Below are 16,308 nucleotides of genomic sequence, written 5' to 3'. Positions count from 1 at the left end.
GCCTGTTAACGTTTTAAGTGCTGCAGAATCAAATAATTACGATATGGTGCTCGCTCAGGCTCGCGGTTACAGAGGGTAAGAAACCGTGATTTGGAGTCTCCCTGGCGGGACATTATCTTCGCTGCCTACCATAGTCGGTCTGCCGGGATTTCGGGGAAGTGGCCCTGCCTGCCGATTTAACCAGAGCCGCGCCCTCGGGCTGGAGAAGCGGACTTAGGCATATCGGGCTTATGGGGATTGTCTTGCACGACTACCAGACGACAGTGAAGACGCGCGCGTCGCTTACGGGCACCGGCGTCCACAGCGGCAAAGAAGTTTCCATAAGTTTCCTGCCGGCGGATGCCGACACCGGCATCGTGTTCCAGCTCATCAATGGCGAAGGGCAGGGCCGCGAGTTCCGTGCCCTGTTTTCCGAGATCGGCGCCACCGATCTGTGCACCATGCTTGGCGATCCCTCGGGCGAGCATATCGCCACCGTCGAGCACATCATGGCCGCGCTGTTCGGGCTCGGCATCGACAATGTTCTCATCGAGATCGACGGCCACGAGGTTCCCATCCTCGACGGCAGCGCCATGGCCTTCGTGGAAGCCATCGACCAGGCGGGCATCGAGATGCTGCCGGTCAAGCGGCGCTATATCAGGGTCGTCAAGCCGGTTCGCATCGAGAACGGTGCTTCCTGGGCGGAGTTCAGGCCCTATGACGGCACCCGCTTCGAGGTCGAGATCGATTTTGAAAGCCCGGCCATCGGCCGTCAGCTCTTTGCGTCGGATATCAATGCCGACATTTTCCGCCGCGATATTGCGCGTGCCCGCACCTTCGGCTTCATGAAGGATGTCGAGCGGCTATGGGCGGCCGGCTATGCGCTTGGCTCCTCGCTCGAGAACTCGCTGGTGATCGGTGACGACAACCGCGTCATCAACATGGGCGGCCTGCGTTATCCTAACGAATTCGTGCGCCACAAGACGCTCGACGCGATGGGCGACCTGGCTCTGGCCGGAGCCCGCTTTATCGGCTGTTTCCGCTCCTATCGCGGTGGTCACAGGCTGAACGCCGCGGCGCTGCGGCGCCTGCTGTCGGACCGCACGGCCTTCGAGATCGTCGAGACGACACGCCGCGAGCGTGGCCGCACGGCAGAGATGAGCGCCGTCAACGCGCCGCTCTACGCGCCCTGGATGATCTGAGTTTCGCACCGTTTTCACACTCTGTGGCGGGTTGCCGGGTGTTGCAGGAATGCATCATCGATCGGCGAAATCATAGGGATGCCCTAGCGCCGCCTTGCCGCCACAAAAATGCGCGATTGCCCGGAGATAGCGTTGCCGGGCAAGGCGGTTATGGTTTATGGCTGCTGCCGTCGATTAGTGCATGTCGCTCAAAAGTGGGGACCAGTTTTGGGACAACAGCATGCAAGAGGCATTAAAATAACGCCGAAAGGGCGCAATCCAATCATGTTCTTCAAGCGAGTCGGTCAATCGAAAGCGCCAAAGCGGTCTGTTCTCCTGGCGCTTTCGCTGGTTGTTCCATCGCTCTTTCTGTCGGCCTGCATGTCGTCGGAGAAAGACATCGATCTGTCGAAATATGTCGACCAGACCGAGCCGGCCGACGTTCTCTACAACCAGGGTCTCGCCAATTTGAATGCCGGCCGCCTCGACGAGGCGAGCAAGAAGTTCGACGCCGTCGACCGCCAGCACCCCTATTCGGAATGGGCCCGCAAATCGATGGTGATGGGCGCTTTCGCCGACTACCGAAAGGGCAGCTACGACGAGGCGATCTCGTCGGCCAAGCGCTATCTGGCGCTTTATCCGTCCACCGATGACGCGCCCTATGCACAGTACATTATCGGCCTGAGCTACTATCGCCAGATCAAGGACGTGACGCAGGATCAGAAGGAAGCGCGCCAGACGTTGCAGACGATGCAGGATCTGGTAACGCGCTGGCCGACGTCGGAGTATGTCGACGACGCCAAGCAGAAGATCCGCTTCGCCAACGACCAGCTCGCCGGAAAGGAAATGCAGATCGGCCGCTATTATCTGGAGCGCCGCGAGTACATCGCCGCCGTCAAGCGCTTTCGCACCGTGGTGGAAAACTATTCCAACACGCGTCATGTCGAGGAAGCCTTGGCCCGCCTCACCGAAAGCTATTACGCGATGGGGCTCACCTCGGAAGCCCAGACGGCCGCCGCGGTGCTCGGCACCAACTATCCCGACAGCCCATGGTACAAGGATTCCTACAAGCTCCTGCAGAGCAACGGGCTTTCGCCGCGCGAGAATGCCGGGTCGTGGATATCCAAGGCCGGGAAGCTGATCACCGGCGCCTGATCTGTCGGGCGCAAGCGTGCGTGGCGCGCTTTTCGGATTGATCCGATGCTGAAACAAAAAGATAGTGCGGCGCTGCGACTCCAATCGGTCGCGCACCGCTCCACGGCGGTTCAGTGGTTTGATTGAAGCGCTGAGCCGTCCCAACTTTTTGTTCTACGCAATTCCGATGACAAAAACGCTACGCACCTTTCCTGGAATTGCCTGAGGTTCGGGTTCTGATGCTTTCCAGACTGTCGATCCGCGATATCGTCCTGATCGAGAAGCTGGATATCGACTTCCAGCCGGGCCTTTCCGTGCTGACGGGTGAAACCGGCGCCGGCAAATCCATCCTGCTCGATGCCCTGTCGCTGGCGCTCGGCGCGCGCGGTGACGCCTCTCTGGTGCGCCATGGCGCACAACAGGGCCAGGTCATTGCCGTGTTCGATGTGCCGCGCAACCATCCGGTGCGGGCGCTGCTCGTCGAGAATGCCATCGAGGATGATGGCGACATCATCCTGCGCCGCGTGCAGACGGCGGACGGCCGCACCCGCGTCTTCGTCAACGACCAGCCGTCCAGCGTGACGCTGATGCGTGATGTCGGGCGCGCTTTGGTCGAGATCCACGGCCAGCACGACGAGCGCGCCTTGGTCGATCCGGGCGCCCACCGCGACGTGCTCGACGCTTTCGGCGGCCATCTCGGCGCTGTTCGCTCGACCGGCGAGGCCTGGCGCCACTGGCGCGCCTGCGAGCAGGAGCTCACACGCCACCGCGCCAAGGTGGCGGCGGCGGCGCGCGAGGCCGATTACCTGCGTGCGGCGGTGGCGGAGCTGACCAAGCTCGATCCGCAGCCTGGCGAGGAAACGGAACTTGCCGAACTGCGCGCCCACATGATGCGCGCTGAAAAGATCGCTTCCGAAATCCATGACGCCCAGGATGTACTGTCCGGCCCCTCTTCGCCCTTGCCGCAGCTCGCCAGTCTGCTGAGACGGCTGCAGCGCAAGGCGACGGAGGCGCCCGGCCTGCTCGAGGACGTGGTCAAGTCGCTGGACGAAGCCATGCTGTCGCTCGACGCCGCGCAATCCGGCGTAGAGGCGGCACTTCGCGCCACCGAGTATGACCCGCAGCGGCTGGAGAAGGCGGAAGAACGGCTGTTTTCGCTGCGCGCGGCGTCACGCAAGCATAGTGTCGCCGTCGACGATCTGGCGCAACTGCGCGACACGATGGTTGCCGATCTAGCCGATCTCGATGCCGGCGAGGAACGCCTGCATGGGTTGGAAAAGCAGGCCGCGGCGGCACGCGAGGCCTATGACATCGCTGCGGCGCAGCTTTCCTCGCTTCGTCACGCGGCGGCCGTCGGCCTGACCAAGGCGGTGATGGCCGAATTGCCGGCGCTGAAGCTCGAACGCGCCGCCTTCATCGTCGAGATGAAGAGCGAGGCCGAGACCCGCATGGAAGAGGGCATCGACCAGATCGAGTTCTGGGTGCGCACCAATCCCGGCACGCGGCCCGGGCCGATGATGAAGGTGGCGTCCGGCGGCGAGCTGTCGCGCTTCCTTTTGGCGCTGAAAGTGGCGCTGGCCGACCGTGGCTCGGCGCCGACGCTGGTCTTCGACGAAATCGACACCGGCGTCGGTGGCGCCGTGGCGGATGCAATCGGCCAAAGGCTGGCGCGGCTGTCGAAGCGCGTGCAGGTGCTGTCGGTCACCCATGCGCCGCAGGTAGCGGCGCGCGCGGCGACGCATTTCCTGATCTCCAAGTCGGGCAGCACGGACCGTGTGGCGACCGGCATTGCCGAGATGGACAGGCCGGCGCGGCAGGAAGAGATCGCCCGCATGCTGGCCGGCGCCACGATCACCGACGAGGCACGCGCCGCCGCCGAAAGGCTGCTGCGCGAGAACACAAACGCGGCATAAGACCACCGGCGCCATTGACGGGGCAGGATATGGCAGCGAGTCAGGATATGGCTCCATCCTGCTGTTCAGGAATGATCTTTTCCGAAAACCGGTTCCCACTTTTCGGGATCATGCTCTATTGTGGCGTGCCACGGTTCGGGGAAGAAAAGCATGGCCGAAAAACCTGTCGATTCGCTCAGCGAAAGCGAGGCTGAAGCCGAGCTGAAGCGCCTGGCGGAGGAGATCGCCGAGCATGACCGGCGCTACCATGCCGAGGACGCGCCCACGATCACGGACGCCGAATATGATGTGTTGCGGCGGCGCAACCTTGCCATCGAAGAGCGTTTTCCCGATCTGGTGCGCGAGGATTCGCCGTCGCGCAGGGTCGGCGCGCCGCCGGCCGAGGGTTTCACCAAGGTGCGGCACGCGGTGCCGATGCTGAGCCTCGCCAAGGCCTATACCGACCAGGACGTCGCCGATTTCATCGAGCGGGGCCGGCGTTTCTTCGATCGCGACAAGGACCTCGACATCGCTTTCACCGCCGAGCCGAAGATCGACGGGCTGTCGGCGTCGCTGCGCTACGAGAACGGCGTGTTCGTGCAGGGCGCGACGCGCGGCGACGGCACGGTCGGCGAGGACATCACGGCGAATCTGAAGACCATTGCCGACATTCCGAAGAAGTTGCAGGGTTCGGGCTGGCCGGAGACGATCGAAATCCGCGGCGAGGTCTACATGACCTATGCCGAATTCGAAGCTTTGAAGCAGCGCTCGGCAGCGGTCGGTGGCCAGGATTACGTCAATCCGCGCAACACGGCGGCCGGATCGCTGCGCCAGAAAGATCCATCGGTCACCGCCAGCCGCAACCTGAAATTCTTCGCCTATGCCTGGGGCTACACGACGGCGGACCCCGCGCCGACGCAGTTCGATTCGGTGCAGAAATTCAAGGAATGGGGGTTCAAGGTCAGCCCGCTGATGGTGCGGGCGAAGTCGATCGACGACCTAATAGCGCACTATCATCGCATCGAGGAGCAGCGCTCCTCGCTCGGCTATGACATCGACGGGGTCGTCTACAAGGTCGACCAGCTGGAACTGCAGCGCCGCTGGGGTTTCGTCACCGGCGAGCCGCGCTGGGCGGTTGCCCATAAATTCCCGGCCGAACAGGCAATGACGACCGTGCAGAAGATCGACATCCAGGTCGGCCGCACCGGCACGCTGGCGCCGGTCGCAAGGCTTGCGCCCGTCACCGTCGGCGGCGTCGTGGTCGAGAACGTCACGCTGCACAATGAGGATTATATCAAGGGGTTCGACAGCAACGGCCTGCCGATCCGCGACGGCATCGATGTGCGCATCGGCGACACGGTGGTGATCCAGCGGGCGGGCGACGTCATTCCGCAGATTGTCAGCGTCGTCACCGACAAGCGCCCGGCCGATGCCGTGCCTTACGAATTCCCGCATACCTGTCCGGTCTGCGGCTCGCCGGCGACGCGCGAGATCAACGAGAAGACCGGCAAGGAGGATTCCCGCCGGCGCTGCACCGGCGAGCTGATCTGCGCCGCACAGGCCGTGGAAAGACTGCGCCATTTCGTTTCGCGCGGGGCGCTCGATATAGAGGGCCTGGGCGCCGAAAACATCGACACCTTCTTCAATGCCGGACTGATCAAGACGGCCGCCGATATTTTTACGCTCAGGGACCGACGTCCCGCCGTCACCAAGGCGCTGGCCGAGCGGCGCGAGGAGCAGGCCAGGCAGCGCGAGGCGGCGTCCGGCAAGACGCGCAAGAATGTGCGCAGCGTCGAGGATCGCAACTATGAAGGCCTCGACAAGTTGTTCGCGGCCATCGATTCGCGCCGCGAGCCGGAGCTGGATCGCTTCATCTTCGCGCTCGGCATCCGCCATATCGGCGAGACGACGGCCGCCGTGCTCGCCAAGACCTTTACCACCATCGAGGAACTGATCCGCGTCGGCAAGGAAACGGCGGCAGCGGAGGATCCGCACACCGTCTTCCCGTCGGTCAACGGCATCGGTGACACGGTGATCGATGCGCTGCGCGATTTCTTCGGCAATGAACGCAATGACGATGTGCTCGACAAGCTGCTCGAGCAGGTCAGGCCCAAGCCCTATATCGTCACCGTCTCGGCCGACAGCGAGGTTGCCGGCAAGACTATCGTCTTCACCGGCACGCTGGAAAAGATGACGCGCTCGGAAGCCAAGGCGATGGCCGAACGTCTCGGCGCCAAGGTGGCCGGCTCGGTTTCGGCCAAGACCGACCTGCTGGTCGCCGGACCCGGCGCCGGCTCCAAGCTCAAGCTCGCCAGCGAACTTGGCGTCGAAGTCATCGACGAGGACACCTGGCTGCAACGGGTCGGCAAGGCGTGATGGCGTTCAAAGGCTTCGGCCCAAAGGCCATTCCATTCCTGAAGGCGCTGGATTTCCATCAGAGCCGGGAGTGGTTTTTGGAAAACCGCGACCTGTTCGAACAGGAACTGCGCGATCCGCTTGGCGATCTCGTCGACACGCTGACCCAACGCTTTGCGGAAGCGGGGCTCGGCTTGCGCGGCGACCGCAAGAAGTCGCTGTTCCGCATCAATCGTGACGTGCGCTTCGCCAAGGACAAGCGGCCGTACAACCGGCATGTCTCGGCGATCCTGTCTCCCGATGGCAGCAAGGCCGTGCAGGGCGTGTTCTACATTCATATCGGGCTTGAGGGCTGCTTTGCCGGCGTCGCCTGGTGGCAGCCGGAGACCGCGCTGCTGCTGGCGATGCGGCGCGCCATCGAGACGTGGCCCGACAGGTTTCGCGCCATGGTGAAGGCGTTGAAGAAGAACGGCCTCGAGCTTAGCGCCGAAGACGCCATGAAACGCACGCCGCGGGGTTTCGAGCACGTCACGGACAAGGATCTTGTCGCTGTGATCCGCAACCGGCATTTTGCCGTCCGCCACGTCATCGATCCGGCGGGCATCCACGGGCCGGAACTGGTCGAGGAACTCGTCGATTTCACCATGCGCGCCAAGCCGCTGCTCGACTGGGGCAGGGCGATCGAGGGCAAGATCACGAAGGACTAAGTTCCATCGCTAGCCCGGCGACGATCATTTCCGCTGATCGTTTGGCTCAAGCGAATTCGTGTGACAAGGCAGGCTGCACTACCTACATCGACGGTTTCGACCCTGGAGCGATCGATGGCGACGGACGTGATTTCCGAGAGCAGCGGCAGAAGCGACTTCTGGCAAGGCGTGCGGCTCTCCATGCCTGTCGTCGTGGCATCGGCGCCGTTCGCGGTGCTGTTCGGGGCGCTTGCCGTCGACAATGGTTTCTCGGTCCTCGAAGCCTTTATGATGAGCGCGCTGGTCTATGGCGGCGCCAGCCAGATGGTCGGCATCCAGCTGTTCGGCCAGCATGTCGCGCCGTGGCTGATCGTGCTGTCGATCTTCGCCGTCAACTTCCGCCATGTGCTCTACTCCGCCGGCATCGGCCGGCGCATCGCGCATTGGCCTGTCATCCAGCAGGCGCTCGGCTATTTCATCCTCACCGATCCGCAGTTCGCGGTGGCCGAGGCGAGGGCGGCGTCGGGCCAGACGGTCGGCTTTGCCTGGTATCTGGGGCTTGGCCTGCCGGTCTATGTGTTCTGGGTGACCGAAAGCGCGCTGGGTGCTGTGTTCGGCAAGCTCATCCCCGACACGCATGCGCTGGGCATCGATTTCCTGCTGCCGATCTATTTCCTCGGCCTGGTGATGGGCTTCCGCAAGCGGCCGCTGTGGCTGCCGGTGGTGGTCGCCAGTGCCTGCGCCTCGATCATCGCCTACAAGACGGTCGGCTCGCCCTGGCACGTCTCGATCGGCGCCATTGCCGGCGTGCTGCTCGCCGTCATCTTGCCACCGCACCATAGCGGGGTGGAGACAAGGCCATGAGCACGACTTTCTGGATCATCATCGCCGGCGCGGTCGCCACCTATCTCACGCGCGTCGGCGGGCATCTGGTCATCTCCCGCTTCGAGACCATCCATCCGCGCGTTGAGGCCGGCCTCAACGCCGTGCCTGCGGCGGTGCTGACGACGCTGGTGGCGCCGGAGCTGCTGAATGCCGGACCCGCCGAATGGGCGGCGCTGGTCGTCACCGCCGTGGTCTCGCTGCGCGGCGGGCTGATGTCGATGTTTTTGGCTGGCGCGGCGGTGCTCATCCTGGCGCGGCAATTCGTCGGGTAGTTTGGCTGCGCGATCGTTCCGAGCGTTGGCGTCGCCCCTCATTGCCCTGCCGGGCGTTCGTCACTCGAAAAGCCAAGCAATTGGCTTTTCGTCCGCTTCGCGGACCGCTTCTCAACTCCCCGTATAGTGACGGGGAGAAAGAGGCCCCCTCAAATCTTCGCGTCGTGCGGCAGCGGCGCCGTCGCCTTTTCCAGCCAGGCCAGCGTTTCGCCGTCGAGCATCGGTCCGATCTCGGCCAGCACGCGGGCATGGTAGGCGTCTAGCCAATGCAGCTCCTCGCGCGTCAAAAGCTCTGACCGCACCAGCCTGATGTCGATCGGCGCCAGCGTCAGCGTCTCGAAGCCATGCATGGCGATGTCGCCGCCCTCGATCTGTTCGGCCGGCGTCACTAGGATAAGGTTCTCGATGCGGATGCCGTAGGCGCCTTCCTTGTAATAGCCGGGTTCGTTGGACAGCATCATGCCTTCGAGCAGCTTTTCGGTGCCGGTGCGGGCAATGCGCTGCGGACCTTCATGCACGGCCAGATAAGAGCCGACGCCATGGCCGGTGCCATGGGCGAAGTCGCACCCATGCTTCCACAGCGCCATGCGGGCGACGGCGTCGATTTCCGAGCCGCGCGTGCCGGCGGGGAAGCGCAGCGTGGAAATGCCGATCATGCCTTTCAGCACCAGCGTGAAGCGTTCGCGCATTTCCTCGGTCGGCTGGCCGATCGGCACGGTGCGGGTGATGTCGGTGGTGCCGTCCTGATACTGCGCGCCGGAATCGAGCAGGAACAACTCGCCCGCCTGCAGCTTGCGGCTGGTGGCGCGCGACACGCGGTAATGCATGATGGCGCCGTTGGGGCCGGCGCCGGAAATGGTGTCGAAGGACACGTCGCGCAGCGGCATTTGCGTTTCCTCGCCGGTCTGCCGGCGGCTCTCCTCCAGCCTGGTGACGACCGCGATCTCGTCGAGCGAGCCGGGTTTTTGCCGTTCCAGCCAGCATAGAAGCTTGGCCACCGCCGCGCCGTCACGACGGTGCGCGGCGCGCGAGCCGTTGATCTCGGCCTGGTTCTTGGTGGCTCGCGGGATGCGGGCAGGATCGGGCGCGGCAACCACCGTACCGCCATTGTCCTCGACCAGCACGCGCAGCCGGTCGGCCGCCAGCACCGGGTCGAGCGCGATCTTGGCGCCGCCCTTGGCAAGCGCTGCGATCGCCGCCTCGAATTCGCCGGGCTCGTGCGGATCGGCGAGCTGGGTGAGATAGGCCGCGACCTGGCGCGAGAATTTGCGCTTGTCCATGAACAGCTGGTGCGATCCATCCGCTGCGAGGATGGCGAAGCCGAGCGCCAGCGGCGTGTGCGGTACGTCGCCGCCTCGGATGTTGAAGGCCCAGGCGATGGAGGAGGGGTCGGTCAGCACCGCATGAGTGGCGCCGTCCTTGCCGATCGCTGTTGCCAGCCGCGCCAGCTTGTCCTTGGCGAGTTCGCCGGCAAAGCCGATCGGGTGCAGCTCGACCGGCGTCACCGGCGCGGCGGGCTGGTCGTTCCAGATGATGTCGATCGGGTTTTTCTCGAGCGGCACCAGCACCGCGCCGGTCTTGTCGGCCGAGACCTGCAACGCCTTGACCTCGCCAATCGTGTGCAGCCATGGATCGAAGCCCAGCCGAGCGCCCTTGCCGATATTGTCCTTGAGCCAGACGGCGGGCGGGTTGTCGACCAGGCTTTCGACGGCAAAGATGTCGAGATCGACCTCGCTGCGCACCTGCAGCGTGTAGCGCCCGTCGACGAAGATGAAGGCGCGGTCGCGCAGCACGATGGCGACGCCGGCCGAGCCGCTGAAGCCGGTCAGCCATTTCAGCCGCGCCGAACGATCGGCGACATATTCGCCCTGGTGCTCGTCCGCGCGCGGAACGATAAAACCGTCGAGGCCATTGGCGGCCAGCCATTGGCGCAGCAGCGCCACGCGCGGCTTGCCGACCGAGGGGTCGCCCGCGGAATCGAAGGTCTGGAACATGATGGGCCTCCTGATGTCAGCGTGACCGTAGCCTATGGGTCCGGAAATCGGAATCGATTTCCGGTTGGCGCAACCTGCTACAGCGCCGGCTGGCTGACAACCAAATGGGGCTGGTCCAGCCGCGGCACGATCAGCTTTCCGGCGAAATCCATGCCACGGCGCATCAAGTTCGAGGTGTTGGGACTGTCGAGGATCGGCAGTTGCCTTGCCGGTCTCAGCGTTTGAGGTGGATCGTCACCCAGCCTTCGCGGTGCAAGGTGCGCACGTGCCGGAAATTCTGGCCGACATAGGCCGAGATGACGGCGTCGCGCTGGCGCTCGAGAATGCCTGACAGGACGATCGAGCCGCCAAGTGCGATGTGCCCGGCCATTTGCGGTGCAAGCCGCATCAACGGCCGCGCCAATATGTTGGCGACGATCAGATCGAAAGGGGCACGCTTGCCGAAGATCGGATGGTGGAAGCCCGGTGCGGTGACCGTTTCGATGAGCGCCTTGACGTGATTGAGCCGCGCATTGGCGGCGGCGACCTTCACCGCCACCAGGTCGATGTCGGTGGCGAGCACCGGAATATGCGCCAGCTTGGCGACGGCGATGGCCAGCACGGCGCTGCCGGTGCCGAGGTCGAGCGCATTGCGCGGGTGCTCGCGTCGCACCACTTTCTCCAGCATTTCCAGGCAGCCGGCGGTGGTACCGTGATGGCCGGTGCCGAAGGCAAGGCCGGCCTCGATCTCGATGGCGAGTTCGCCGCTGTGGCGCTTCCTGCGGTCATGCGCGCCGTGGACGAAGAAACGGCCGGCGCGCACCGGCTTCAGGCCCTCCAGCGAACGCGCCACCCAGTCGATGTCGGGCAGCACTTCGCGCTCGACCTGCTTCGACTGAGCAAGCCCGGCAAGAATGTCCTTCACCCGCGCTGCAATCGCATCGACGTCGCCATCGGCGTAGAGCGAAACCTCGTGGATGTCCTGGTCTTCGTCGACCTCGAGCACGGCGATCGGCAGGCCTTCATCCTCGAAGGCCAGCTCAAGCGCCGCGAAGACGCGCTCTGCCTCGATCTTGCCGGTGGTGAAATGAAGCCGCGTCTGGGTCATATGGATACTTATCAACCCTTGGCCGCGAGGCGCTTCAGCTTCTCCACGGCGGTGCTGGCGCTTTCGCCATAGGCGATCGTGCCGGCAAAGTCGCCCTTGGAGTTGAGCAGCAGCACCGAGGCGGTGTGGTCCATCGTGTAGTCGCCGTCGCCGGTGTCGACCTTCTTCCAGTAGATGCCGAACGACTTGGCCATGGCATGGACCTTGTCGGGGTCGCCGGTGATGCCGGTGATGCGGTCCGAGAAATTGCTGACATAGGCGTTCATCACCCCCGGCGTGTCACGCTCCGGATCGACCGAGACGAAATAGGCATGCAAGGTCTTGCCGTCGTCGCCGAGCGTCTTCAGCCAGCCGGAGAGTTCGAACAGCGTCGTCGGGCAGACTTCGGGGCAATGGGTGAAGCCGAAGAAGACGACGCTGGGCTGCCCCCGGAAGGCGGCTTCGGTGATTGGCGCGCCCTTCTGGTCGACGAGGGTGAAGGGCGCTCCGAACGGTTCGCCGCCATAATGGCCGCGATACCAGTCGAAGGTCAGCCAACCGATGCCGGCCGCCATCAGGACGAGAATGCCGACCAGGATAGAACGCATCATCACAAAAGTCCGCCTGCAGAAATCATCGCGCCGGCTCAATGCCGCGCCGGTGCGACAGTCTTAGCGGTTTGGCCCTGCGCAGGCAAAGTGCCGCGATGCCGCAACCGTGGTGGTGTTGACGCATCCGCTTGCAAAGCCGCACGCCGCGTCCCACCTGATACCGGCAACTCGAACCGCAGGAGGCTCCTTTGCTCGAACTGGTTGGGCGCGTACGGATTGGGCGAAAACTGATCGGCGGCGCCTTGGCCGCGTGCGTCGTGCTTGGCGCCGGCGGCGCCGTCGCCGAGGAAGTCGGCAAGGTCGGCGTCGACTGGGTCGGCAATGACATCATCGTCGAAGCGATCAAGGATCCCAAGGTGGATGGCGTGACCTGCCATGTCTCCTATTTCGACCGCAGCATCATCGACCGCCTGCACAAGGGCAACTGGTTCGAGGATCCTTCCGATTCGTCGATCTCCTGCCGTCAGACCGGCCCGATCACCATCGGCGACATCGACATGAGCGAGGGCGGCGAGGAGGTATTCAAGCAGGGCCTCAGCCTGATTTGGAAGAAGCAGGTGGTGAACCGCATCTACGACAAGACCAACGAGACGCTGATCTATCTCTCGCATTCGCGCCAGGTGCAGAACGGCTCGGCCAAAATGTCGGTCACCACGGTGCCGCTCTATGGCCAGAACGTGGTGTGGAGCAAGGGCAAGCCGAAATAGGTGGATGGGCGTCTTTTTGCGCTGATTGGCACCACAGACAATTGCTCCTGCCTTGCAGGAGCAATTGCTCGGGCGTAAAGCCGCCCGCATGGACCGCACCGAAAACCTCGTCCTGAAAGATCCCGAGCCGCGCGTCCATCCGACCGCGGAGCTGAAGGCGTGCAAGCTCGGCCGTTACGCTTCGATCGGCGAGAGGGTGGTGCTGCGCGAGGTGAGCGTCGGGGATTTCTCCTATTTCGAGCGCCATGCCGAGGCGATCTATACGAGCATCGGCAAATTCTGCTCGATTGCCGCCAACAGCCGCATCAACGCGCTCGAACATCCGATCGAGCGATTGACCCAGCACAAGGTCAGCTATCGGCCGAACGAATATTTCCGCTGGCTGGGTGTCGATGCGGCGTTCCGCGAGCGGCGGCAGGCGAAGGCCGTGACCATCGGCCACGACGTCTGGGTCGGCCACGGCGCGGTGATCATGCCCGGCGTCACGATCGGCAATGGCGCTGTCATCGGCGCCAATGCGGTGGTGACGCAGGACGTGCCGTCCTACACGATCGCCGCCGGCGTGCCGGCAAAGCCGCTCCGGCCGCGCTTTGTTCCCGACATAGCGGCGCGGATCGAAGCGCTCGCCTGGTGGGACTGGCCGGTCGAGAAACTCGCCAGGGCGGTTCCCGATATCCAGTCCATGCCGATCGAGGCCTTCCTTGATCGTTGGGAAAACGACGCCGCCTAGGCTTCCGCTGACAACGGCTTGGCCCTGGCCGTCACCGCCGCGCAGGCCATCAGCAGGCCAAGAGCGGCGCTGGCAAGCCGGCTGTTGGAAGTGGAGCGACCGTCTGGCCGAGCTTCGGTCGGCGCTTTCGGGAAACCATGCTCCGCGCTCTCCGGGCTGAAACCCCTTCCGCCATGCGGGGGTGGCGCGGCGGAAGGGGCTGGAGGTAAACCGCTGTGAAGCGGAAGGAACAGGCATTTTTGCCTGCACGGTTACTATGACATTGGACCGATAAGGTGTGTTTTCCGTCGCATACGCGCCTTGCGTGTATCCAATTGCGCTTGACGTATTTCTTGCCGGCGGGAACCCGAGACGGTCGCCGGTTGTTTCTTATCGCGGCAGTTATTGAGGGTTCTCGACAGATGGAAAGGATTTTCACCAGGATCGCCAACTGGGTCGCCCATATGGCCGGCCTGCCGGTGAGCTTTGCCGGCTGCTGCCTGATCATCGCCGCTTGGGCATTGACTGGGCCGGTCTTCGGGTTCTCGGACACCTGGCAGCTCGTGATCAACACCGGAACCACGATCATCACCTTCATGATGGTGTTCCTTATCCAGAACACCCAGAACCGTGACGGTGCGGCGATCCAGGCCAAGCTCGACGAGTTGATCCGGGTCGGCAGAGGCCACAACCATTTCATCGGTATCGAGCATTTGACTGAATCCGAGGTCGAGGAGATTCGCAAAAAATGCGAACAGGCAGCGCTACGGCATGACCGTAAGATCGCCGACATGGCCGCCAAGAAGGCGGTGGCGCAAAAGCGAGCTCCGAAAAAGCGTGCGGCATGAAGGCCTGAAAATCAGTCCTTCATGAAGGCCGCGAAGGCGTCCTTGTGGTCCGGGTGCCAGCGCGACAGGGCGGGGCGGTTTTCGATGATGTCGCCGATCGCCCAGGCCATGCGCTTTTCATCCAGCGGGCGCGCTGCTTCATTGTCCGGGCACAGGATGTAGAAGTCGCCCCTGATCAGGGATTCCAGCATGAAATCAATGACCTGTTCGCCGGTCCAGGCGCCGGCCGGCTTTTCCGTCGCCCCTTCGGTGAGGCCGGTATAGGTGAAGCCGGGGATGAGCAGATGCGCCGACAGGCGGGCGCCGGGTTCGTTGCGCAATGCGTGCGCCAGGCCCTCGGTGAATGTCTTCACGCCGGCCTTGGAGACATTGTAGGCGAGGTTGCCGGGCGGCGTGGTGATGCCTTGCTTGGAACCGGTGTTGATGATCAGGCCCGGCTTGGCCGACGCCAGCATGCGCGGTGCGAAAGCTTCGACGCCATGCACGACGCCCCAGAAATTGATGTCGAGCAGCCGTTTCCAGTCATCGCGGTTTTCCCAGGGTTTTCCCGGATTGTCGCCGACGCCGGCATTGTTCATCAGCAGCGAGACCTCGCCGAAGGCGCCGAAAGCGCGGTCGGCGAGACGATCGACCTCATCGGCCTTCGAAACATCAGTGGCGACGGCAAGCACGGCATCGTCGCCGGCAATGGCCGAGACTGCGCGGGAGGCATCGTCAAGGCGCGCGCTGCCAATGTCGGCGAGCACGATCTTCATGCCCATCAGCGCAAGCCGTTTGGCGGCTGCCAGACCTATGCCGCTGGCGGCGCCGGTGATGACGGCGGTGTTGCCGGGGCCAAGCGCGGGCAGGGCGGTCTGGATTTCAGCGTCGGTGATCATGAGCAACAGCATCGTTTTCGCGATGGCGCCGAACTTAGCGCCGGAACGGGCTTGCGCAAGCCTTCGTCGGCACGTGTTTGGGTTGACCAGTCGGGCCGCGATTGCGCATGCTGCCCCCCAAATGGAGATTTTCGATTGACGGACTGGATCGCAATTCTGAAAGAGCAGACCGCCACCGGTGACCAGATGGGGCGCGAGGTGCCGCAGATGCTGGCCAACCCTGATATCAGCGAAGCCCAGGTGAAGACACTGTTCTCCGCGCTGGAAAAACAGGCCGAGTTCGTGGAGAAGCTGCGCATGGCGCTGGAGAAATTCGGCCATGATTTCTCGATCATCAAGGCAGCCGAACGGCTGGAGGAGCGCTACGCCGATCTTGCGGCGTCGGTCGCCGAAAAGCTGAAAGCGATGCGCAAATAGAGCGGCTTTTTCGAGCTATTTTTCGAGAACGCGCGAAAAACGCGTGTCCGGTATAAGCCACACCAGGGCGACGGCAACATAGAGGCCCACACCGATCCACCGGTTGAGGAAGGCAAGCGCAACGGCCGCGATATAGACGGCAAGCGAAATCCTTCCCTTGCGGTCGGTGCCGATCGCCTTGGCGAAGGCGGTGCCCTGACCATGCAGCCGGTGCAGTGCCAGGACCAGGATGGCATAGGCGGCCGCGCACATTGCGAGATCGAAGCCGTAGACCGCGACGGGAACCGTGGCGAAATGGTTCTCGCCCATGAAGGCGGTCGTTACAGGCATCAGCGACAGCCAGAACAACAGATGCAGGTTTGCCCACAAGACCCCGCCGTCGACGCGCTGCACGGTGTGGAACATGTTGTGCAGATTGTTCCAGTAGATGCCGACATTGATGAATGAGAGCACGTAGCACAGGAAGACCGGCAATTGCGGCACCAGGGCCGCAAAGTTTTCGCCCTCCGGCACCTTCAGGTCCAGCACCATGATGGTGATGATGATGGCCACCACGCCGTCGGTGAATGCCTCGACCCTGCCTTTGCCCATGATTCTCCCTCTCGAACAGGCGAACGTTACGAGAGGATGTGGCCCCGCGCCATACTGACAATCTTGTCAGGAGCGTTGGACCGAAACGGGAACCGCCGTCGCC

Annotated in this window: 16 protein-coding genes; 11 read left to right on the top strand and 5 right to left on the bottom strand. The window is 63.5% G+C overall.

Annotated features, from left to right (window positions below):
- The first annotated feature begins 230 nt into the window (after positions 1 to 230).
- The 7 genes from lpxC (at position 231) to FJ546_RS11740 (ending at position 8,384) form a co-directional block, all read left to right on the top strand.
- A complete protein-coding gene (gene lpxC, locus FJ546_RS11770) occupies positions 231 to 1,181 on the top strand; it encodes a UDP-3-O-acyl-N-acetylglucosamine deacetylase (RefSeq protein ID WP_140889478.1) in 951 nt (316 codons plus the stop codon).
- Between the two features lie 264 nt (positions 1,182 to 1,445).
- Positions 1,446 to 2,315: an outer membrane protein assembly factor BamD gene (locus tag FJ546_RS11765; RefSeq protein WP_140889477.1), complete on the top strand. Its 870-nt coding sequence runs from the start codon at positions 1,446 to 1,448 to the stop codon at positions 2,313 to 2,315.
- A 218-nt stretch (positions 2,316 to 2,533) separates the two neighbouring features.
- Positions 2,534 to 4,207: a DNA repair protein RecN gene (recN, locus tag FJ546_RS11760; RefSeq protein WP_140889476.1), complete on the top strand. Its 1,674-nt coding sequence runs from the start codon at positions 2,534 to 2,536 to the stop codon at positions 4,205 to 4,207.
- A gap of 150 nt (positions 4,208 to 4,357) precedes the next feature.
- A complete protein-coding gene (ligA, locus tag FJ546_RS11755; RefSeq protein ID WP_140889475.1) occupies positions 4,358 to 6,562 on the top strand; it encodes an NAD-dependent DNA ligase LigA in 2,205 nt (734 codons plus the stop codon).
- On the top strand, positions 6,559 to 7,248 hold the full coding sequence (locus FJ546_RS11750; protein WP_181167902.1) for a DUF2461 domain-containing protein: 690 nt from the start codon (positions 6,559 to 6,561) through the stop codon (positions 7,246 to 7,248). The genes ligA and FJ546_RS11750 overlap by 4 nt, the downstream gene beginning before the upstream one ends.
- Before the next feature lie 114 nt (positions 7,249 to 7,362).
- Positions 7,363 to 8,091: an AzlC family ABC transporter permease gene (locus FJ546_RS11745; protein WP_140889473.1), complete on the top strand. Its 729-nt coding sequence runs from the start codon at positions 7,363 to 7,365 to the stop codon at positions 8,089 to 8,091.
- Positions 8,088 to 8,384, top strand: coding sequence for an AzlD family protein (locus FJ546_RS11740; RefSeq protein ID WP_140889472.1), 297 nt, complete (start codon positions 8,088 to 8,090; stop codon positions 8,382 to 8,384). Before FJ546_RS11745 ends, FJ546_RS11740 begins: the two co-directional genes overlap by 4 nt.
- A gap of 149 nt (positions 8,385 to 8,533) precedes the next feature.
- Here the strand turns inward: FJ546_RS11740 and FJ546_RS11735 are convergent, their stop codons facing one another.
- From FJ546_RS11735 to FJ546_RS11725, 3 genes are all read right to left on the bottom strand, one after another.
- On the bottom strand, positions 8,534 to 10,378 hold the full coding sequence (locus FJ546_RS11735; protein WP_140889471.1) for an aminopeptidase P family protein: 1,845 nt from the start codon (positions 10,376 to 10,378) through the stop codon (positions 8,534 to 8,536).
- 214 nt (positions 10,379 to 10,592) lie between these two features.
- Positions 10,593 to 11,465 (bottom strand): 50S ribosomal protein L11 methyltransferase, encoded by an 873-nt coding sequence (locus FJ546_RS11730; protein ID WP_140889470.1) that lies wholly within the window; start codon positions 11,463 to 11,465, stop codon positions 10,593 to 10,595.
- An 11-nt stretch (positions 11,466 to 11,476) separates the two neighbouring features.
- Entirely contained in the window at positions 11,477 to 12,055 is a 579-nt protein-coding gene (locus FJ546_RS11725; RefSeq protein WP_140889469.1) for an SCO family protein, read from the bottom strand.
- A gap of 188 nt (positions 12,056 to 12,243) precedes the next feature.
- Between FJ546_RS11725 and FJ546_RS11720 the strand changes: the two genes are divergently transcribed.
- The 3 genes from FJ546_RS11720 (at position 12,244) to FJ546_RS11710 (ending at position 14,319) form a co-directional block, all read left to right on the top strand.
- Positions 12,244 to 12,762 carry a CreA family protein gene (locus tag FJ546_RS11720; RefSeq protein WP_140889468.1) on the top strand — a complete coding sequence of 173 codons (519 nt, stop codon included), beginning with the start codon at positions 12,244 to 12,246 and terminating at the stop codon, positions 12,760 to 12,762.
- Positions 12,763 to 12,850: 88 nt separating this feature from the next.
- Positions 12,851 to 13,492 carry a DapH/DapD/GlmU-related protein gene (locus FJ546_RS11715; RefSeq protein WP_140889569.1) on the top strand — a complete coding sequence of 214 codons (642 nt, stop codon included), beginning with the start codon at positions 12,851 to 12,853 and terminating at the stop codon, positions 13,490 to 13,492.
- Between the two features lie 401 nt (positions 13,493 to 13,893).
- Positions 13,894 to 14,319 carry a low affinity iron permease family protein gene (locus FJ546_RS11710; protein ID WP_140889568.1) on the top strand — a complete coding sequence of 142 codons (426 nt, stop codon included), beginning with the start codon at positions 13,894 to 13,896 and terminating at the stop codon, positions 14,317 to 14,319.
- Between the two features lie 11 nt (positions 14,320 to 14,330).
- On the opposite strand, the gene FJ546_RS11705 is transcribed toward FJ546_RS11710, so the two are convergent.
- Positions 14,331 to 15,197 (bottom strand): SDR family NAD(P)-dependent oxidoreductase, encoded by an 867-nt coding sequence (locus tag FJ546_RS11705; protein WP_140889567.1) that lies wholly within the window; start codon positions 15,195 to 15,197, stop codon positions 14,331 to 14,333.
- A gap of 135 nt (positions 15,198 to 15,332) precedes the next feature.
- On the opposite strand from FJ546_RS11705, the gene FJ546_RS11700 reads away from it, so the two are divergent.
- Positions 15,333 to 15,614 carry a hypothetical protein gene (locus tag FJ546_RS11700; protein WP_095773965.1) on the top strand — a complete coding sequence of 94 codons (282 nt, stop codon included), beginning with the start codon at positions 15,333 to 15,335 and terminating at the stop codon, positions 15,612 to 15,614.
- Positions 15,615 to 15,629: 15 nt separating this feature from the next.
- Here the strand turns inward: FJ546_RS11700 and FJ546_RS11695 are convergent, their stop codons facing one another.
- Positions 15,630 to 16,205: a TMEM175 family protein gene (locus FJ546_RS11695; RefSeq protein ID WP_140889467.1), complete on the bottom strand. Its 576-nt coding sequence runs from the start codon at positions 16,203 to 16,205 to the stop codon at positions 15,630 to 15,632.
- Between the last annotated feature and the right edge of the window lie 103 nt (positions 16,206 to 16,308).

This window comes from Mesorhizobium sp. B2-4-19, from assembly GCF_006441315.1.
Classification (GTDB): domain Bacteria; phylum Pseudomonadota; class Alphaproteobacteria; order Rhizobiales; family Rhizobiaceae; genus Mesorhizobium.
This window is presented reverse-complemented; position numbering and strand designations above follow the sequence as displayed.

Coding starts and splice junctions, on each gene's coding strand:
- FJ546_RS11740 (WP_140889472.1), top strand. CDS start 8,088: ATGAGCACGACTTTCTGGATCATCATCGCCGGCGCGGTCGCCACCTAT.
- FJ546_RS11735 (WP_140889471.1), bottom strand. CDS start 10,378: ATGTTCCAGACCTTCGATTCCGCGGGCGACCCCTCGGTCGGCAAGCCG.
- FJ546_RS11725 (WP_140889469.1), bottom strand. CDS start 12,055: ATGATGCGTTCTATCCTGGTCGGCATTCTCGTCCTGATGGCGGCCGGC.
- ligA (WP_140889475.1), top strand. CDS start 4,358: ATGGCCGAAAAACCTGTCGATTCGCTCAGCGAAAGCGAGGCTGAAGCC.
- recN (WP_140889476.1), top strand. CDS start 2,534: ATGCTTTCCAGACTGTCGATCCGCGATATCGTCCTGATCGAGAAGCTG.
- FJ546_RS11695 (WP_140889467.1), bottom strand. CDS start 16,205: ATGGGCAAAGGCAGGGTCGAGGCATTCACCGACGGCGTGGTGGCCATC.
- FJ546_RS11715 (WP_140889569.1), top strand. CDS start 12,851: ATGGACCGCACCGAAAACCTCGTCCTGAAAGATCCCGAGCCGCGCGTC.
- FJ546_RS11765 (WP_140889477.1), top strand. CDS start 1,446: ATGTTCTTCAAGCGAGTCGGTCAATCGAAAGCGCCAAAGCGGTCTGTT.
- FJ546_RS11710 (WP_140889568.1), top strand. CDS start 13,894: ATGGAAAGGATTTTCACCAGGATCGCCAACTGGGTCGCCCATATGGCC.
- FJ546_RS11730 (WP_140889470.1), bottom strand. CDS start 11,465: ATGACCCAGACGCGGCTTCATTTCACCACCGGCAAGATCGAGGCAGAG.
- FJ546_RS11745 (WP_140889473.1), top strand. CDS start 7,363: ATGGCGACGGACGTGATTTCCGAGAGCAGCGGCAGAAGCGACTTCTGG.
- FJ546_RS11705 (WP_140889567.1), bottom strand. CDS start 15,197: ATGATCACCGACGCTGAAATCCAGACCGCCCTGCCCGCGCTTGGCCCC.
- lpxC (WP_140889478.1), top strand. CDS start 231: ATGGGGATTGTCTTGCACGACTACCAGACGACAGTGAAGACGCGCGCG.